The sequence below is a fragment of the Chryseobacterium sediminis genome (assembly GCF_008386505.1).
Lineage (GTDB): Bacteria > Bacteroidota > Bacteroidia > Flavobacteriales > Weeksellaceae > Chryseobacterium > Chryseobacterium sediminis.
The window spans coordinates 1-5428 of sequence record NZ_VUNZ01000008.1; the positions used below are offsets into that span (position 1 = coordinate 1).

Sequence of the window (5428 nt, forward strand, 5' to 3'; positions counted from 1 at the left end):
GGTATACAACAAAAAAAATCCTTTATCATAAGATAAAGGATTTTTTAAAAATAAAATAAAAACTGGCGGCGGCCTACTCTCCCGCTTTCGCAGTACCATCGGCGCTGGTGGGCTTAACTTCTGTGTTCGGAATGGGAACAGGTGAGCCCCACCGCTAAAACCACCCTAAAGAAGGTATATAAGGTTCAGCTTGCAGATTGTAGGTGCGAGGTAGTAGCGGTTACTGCTACCTGATACCTTATATCTATCATCTGATACCTGTTTTAAGCGATAAAAACTTTCACAAAGACAAAACCTTCACTGCGCATAAAGCACTTGGTTTATATCTGTAACCATAGACTATAAATCTACGGGTAATTAGTACTACTCGGCTATGACATTACTGTCTTTACACCTGTAGCCTATCAACGTCGTCATCTCCAACGACCCTTAAAAGATGTCTCATCTTGAGGCGAGTTTCGCACTTATATGCTTTCAGTGCTTATCTCTTCCAAACGTAGCTACTCAGCGGTGCACCTGGCGGTACAACTGATACACCAGAGGTTTGTTCAATTCGGTCCTCTCGTACTAGAATCAAGCCCTCTCAAACATCTAACGCCCGCAATAGATAGAGACCGAACTGTCTCACGACGTTCTGAACCCAGCTCGCGTGCCACTTTAATGGGCGAACAGCCCAACCCTTGGGACCTTCTCCAGCCCCAGGATGTGACGAGCCGACATCGAGGTGCCGAACCTCCCCGTCGATGTGAGCTCTTGGGGGAGACTAGCCTGTTATCCCCGGAGTACCTTTTATCCTATGAGCGATGGCCCTTCCATACGGAACCACCGGATCACTATGTCCTGCTTTCGCACCTGATCGACTTGTAGGTCTCACAGTCAAGCACCCTTATGCCATTACACTCTACGCACGGTTACCAAGCGTGCTGAGGGTACCTTTGAAAGCCTCCGTTACTCTTTTGGAGGCGACCACCCCAGTCAAACTACCCACCACGCAATGTCCTTCTGAAAGAAGTTAGGCTCCAAGTAAGTAAAGGGTGGTATTTCAACGTTGGCTCCACCTACACTAGCGTGCAAGCTTCAAAGCCTCCCACCTATCCTACACATTACTTACTCAAAGTCAATACGAAGTTATAGTAAAGGTTCACAGGGTCTTTTCGTCCCATTGCGGGTAATCGGCATCTTCACCGATACTACAATTTCACCGAGCTCGTGGCTGAGACAGTGCCCAGATCGTTACACCATTCGTGCAGGTCGGAACTTACCCGACAAGGAATTTCGCTACCTTAGGACCGTTATAGTTACGGCCGCCGTTTACTGGGGCTTCAGTTAATGCCTTCGGTTTAACCCTAAGCACCTTCCTTAACCTTCCAGCACCGGGCAGGTGTCAGACCCTATACAGCATCTTTCGATTTAGCAGAGTCCTGTGTTTTTGATAAACAGTCGCCTGGGCCTCTTCACTGCGGCCACCATTGCTGATGGCGTCTCTTCTTCCGAAGTTACGAGACTATTTTGCCTAGTTCCTTAGCCACGACTCACTCGAGCACCTTAGGATTCTCTCCTCGACCACCTGTGTCGGTTTTGGTACGGGTTGCTTCACTTCGGCTTTTCTTGGATCAGATTACACTACAGCAGCTTCGCCCGAAGGCTAGGCCTTGACTATTCCGTCAGTCTTTAGCAGCTACATCCAACCGTCCCCTTTTTAGTGTGAGCAAGTATGGGAATATTAACCCATTGTCCATCCACTACCCCTTTCGGGTTCGCGTTAGGTCCCGACTAACCCTCAGCTGATTAGCATGGCTGAGGAAGCCTTGGTCTTTCGGTGAGCAGGTTTCTCGCCTGCTTTATCGTTACTTATGCCTACATTTTCTTTTCTATCCGCTCCACAATACCTCACAGTACTGCTTCGGCGCAAATAGAATGCTCTCCTACCAGATATATCTAAAATATAAATCCATAGCTTCGGTAATATGTTTATGCCCGATTATTATCCATGCCGGACCGCTCGACTAGTGAGCTGTTACGCACTCTTTAAATGAATGGCTGCTTCCAAGCCAACATCCTAGCTGTCAATGCAGTCCAACCGCGTTGCTTCAACTTAACATATATTTTGGGACCTTAGCTGTTGGTCTGGGTTCTTTCCCTCTCGGACATGGACCTTAGCACCCATGCCCTCACTGCCGTAGAACATTTATTAGCATTCGGAGTTTGTCAGGAATTGGTAGGCGATGAAACCCCCGCATCCAATCAGTAGCTCTACCTCTAATAAACTTATATACGACGCTGCACCTAAATGCATTTCGGAGAGTACGAGCTATCTCCCAGTTTGATTGGCCTTTCACCCCTACCCACAGGTCATCCGAAGACTTTTCAACGTCAACCGGTTCGGTCCTCCACTCTGTGTTACCAGAGCTTCAACCTGCCCATGGGTAGATCACAAGGTTTCGCGTCTAATCCTACTAACTATGCGCCCTATTCAGACTCGCTTTCGCTCCGGCTCCGGTACTTAATACCTTAACCTCGCTAGTAAAATTAACTCGTAGGCTCATTATGCAAAAGGCACGCCGTCACAGCTTAATGCTGCTCCGACCGCTTGTAGGCGTACGGTTTCAGGTTCTATTTCACCCTTCTATTCGAAGTGCTTTTCACCTTTCCTTCACAGTACTTGTTCACTATCGGTCTTTCAGGAGTATTTAGCCTTGGAGGATGGTCCCCCCATATTCAGACAGGATTTCACGTGTCCCGCCCTACTCATTTATCACTTAAATATGCCTTTCATATACGGGGCTATCACCCTCTACGGCTGTTCTTTCCAGAACATTCTATTAAACATATAAAAGCTTTTGGGCTAATCCGCTTTCGCTCGCCACTACTTACGGAATCTCTTCGATTTCTTTTCCTCCGGGTACTTAGATGTTTCAGTTCTCCGGGTTTGCTCCTCTTACGAGGTAATACATCTTCAATGTATTGGGTTGCCCCATTCGGACATCTGCGGATCAATTCGTGTGTGCCAATCCCCGCAGCTTTTCGCAGCTTACCACGTCCTTCTTCGCCTCTGAAAGCCTAGGCATCCGCCATACGCCCTTAACGATTTCTTTCCTATTGGTTACTCAAGCGCTTTATGCGCTCGGTTTTCTCTTTGTGATGTCTTTACCGTTAATGTCAATGATCTTAATTTCTTTCTTTCCAACTGATGAACAAATGTTGTTTTTGGCTCCATTCGTAACTTTTAAATCAGTCTTCCAAAACTGTGGAGAATAAGGGAGTCGAACCCTTGACCTCCTGCGTGCAAGGCAGGCGCTCTAGCCAGCTGAGCTAATTCCCCCTCTAGTTAAGATTAAAAAATTTAGAGATTTAGCAATTTAGAGATTAGAACATGCTAATTTCTTAATAACTTAATTTCTCAATATCTTAATCCCTTTAATTAGTAGTCTCGGGCAGGCTCGAACTGCCGACCTCTACATTATCAGTGTAGCGCTCTAACCAGCTGAGCTACGAGACTTTAAATGAGTAATTAATAATGAGTAATAAGTAATACTTTTCCTCTTCTTCATCCCTCAATCTCTTTCCCTATACTAATTTCTAGTGGGTTTTGTATTGTTATATATCAACCAAATAAAAACTAAAGCTTGAACTTTAAGTAAGTTCCGTATCTTACGATACTAATTTTGTTTATCGTCTAATGACGCTCTAAAATGAGATGTTCCAGCCGCACCTTCCGGTACGGCTACCTTGTTACGACTTAGCCCTAGTTACCTGTTTTACCCTAGGCAGCTCCTGTTACGGTCACCGACTTCAGGTACCCCAGACTTCCATGGCTTGACGGGCGGTGTGTACAAGGCCCGGGAACGTATTCACCGCGCCATGGCTGATGCGCGATTACTAGCGATTCCAGCTTCATAGAGTCGAGTTGCAGACTCCAATCCGAACTGAGACCGGCTTTCGAGATTTGCATCACATCGCTGTGTAGCTGCCCTCTGTACCGGCCATTGTATTACGTGTGTGGCCCAAGGCGTAAGGGCCGTGATGATTTGACGTCATCCCCACCTTCCTCTCTACTTGCGTAGGCAGTCTCACTAGAGTCCCCAACTTAATGATGGCAACTAGTGACAGGGGTTGCGCTCGTTGCAGGACTTAACCTAACACCTCACGGCACGAGCTGACGACAACCATGCAGCACCTTGAAAAATGTCCGAAGAAAAGTCTATTTCTAAACCTGTCATTTCCCATTTAAGCCTTGGTAAGGTTCCTCGCGTATCATCGAATTAAACCACATAATCCACCGCTTGTGCGGGCCCCCGTCAATTCCTTTGAGTTTCATTCTTGCGAACGTACTCCCCAGGTGGCTAACTTATCACTTTCGCTTAGTCTCTGAAGCCGAAGCCCCAAAAACGAGTTAGCATCGTTTACGGCGTGGACTACCAGGGTATCTAATCCTGTTCGCTCCCCACGCTTTCGTCCATCAGCGTCAGTTGTTGCTTAGTAACCTGCCTTCGCAATTGGTGTTCTAAGTAATATCTATGCATTTCACCGCTACACTACTTATTCCAGCTACTTCAATAACACTCAAGACCTGCAGTATCAATGGCAGTTTCACAGTTAAGCTGTGAGATTTCACCACTGACTTACAGATCCGCCTACGGACCCTTTAAACCCAATAAATCCGGATAACGCTTGCACCCTCCGTATTACCGCGGCTGCTGGCACGGAGTTAGCCGGTGCTTATTCGTATAGTACCTTCAGCTACTCTCACGAGAGTAGGTTTATCCCTATACAAAAGAAGTTTACAACCCATAGGGCCGTCGTCCTTCACGCGGGATGGCTGGATCAGGCTCTCACCCATTGTCCAATATTCCTCACTGCTGCCTCCCGTAGGAGTCTGGTCCGTGTCTCAGTACCAGTGTGGGGGATCACCCTCTCAGGCCCCCTAAAGATCGTAGACTTGGTGAGCCGTTACCTCACCAACTATCTAATCTTGCGCGTGCCCATCTCTATCCACCGGAGTTTTCAATATCTATCGATGCCGATAAATATATTATGGGGTATTAATCTCCCTTTCGAAAGGCTATCCCCCAGATAAAGGCAGGTTGCACACGTGTTCCGCACCCGTACGCCGCTCTCAAGATCCCGAAAGATCTCTACCGCTCGGCTTGCATGTGTTAGGCCTCCCGCTAGCGTTCATCCTGAGCCAGGATCAAACTCTCCATTGTATGTTTGTCTGACTCACTCAAAGTTTTTTAACGCTTTAGTTTTTCCTTACTTGGTTGTTATATTGTATGTCAATGATCTTTTTATCTTTCGCTTTTCAACGAAGCAATCTTTCTGTCAGTGTCGCTCCGTATTTGCGAGTGCAAAAGTAAAACTTTATTTCTTAATGACCAAATGTTTTTGAAGAAAATTTTAAAGTTTTTTAAGTAACCTTAACCCCTTC

At 46.6% G+C, this 5428-nt stretch carries 2 tRNA genes and 3 rRNA genes; all 5 read right to left on the bottom strand.

The features are described from left to right. Positions 1-60: 60 nt before the first annotated feature. Positions 61-168, bottom strand: a 5S ribosomal RNA gene (rrf, locus tag FW780_RS22185). A 169-nt stretch (positions 169-337) separates the two neighbouring features. Further along, positions 338-3095 (bottom strand): 23S ribosomal RNA (locus tag FW780_RS22190). A gap of 153 nt (positions 3096-3248) precedes the next feature. Beyond that, positions 3249-3322, bottom strand: a tRNA-Ala gene (locus FW780_RS22195). 103 nt (positions 3323-3425) lie between these two features. After that, a tRNA-Ile gene (locus tag FW780_RS22200) sits at positions 3426-3499 on the bottom strand. 191 nt (positions 3500-3690) lie between these two features. Next, a 16S ribosomal RNA gene (locus tag FW780_RS22205) occupies positions 3691-5207 on the bottom strand. Together the 16S, 23S and 5S rRNA genes with 2 tRNA genes alongside form the textbook arrangement of a ribosomal RNA operon. Between the last annotated feature and the right edge of the window lie 221 nt (positions 5208-5428).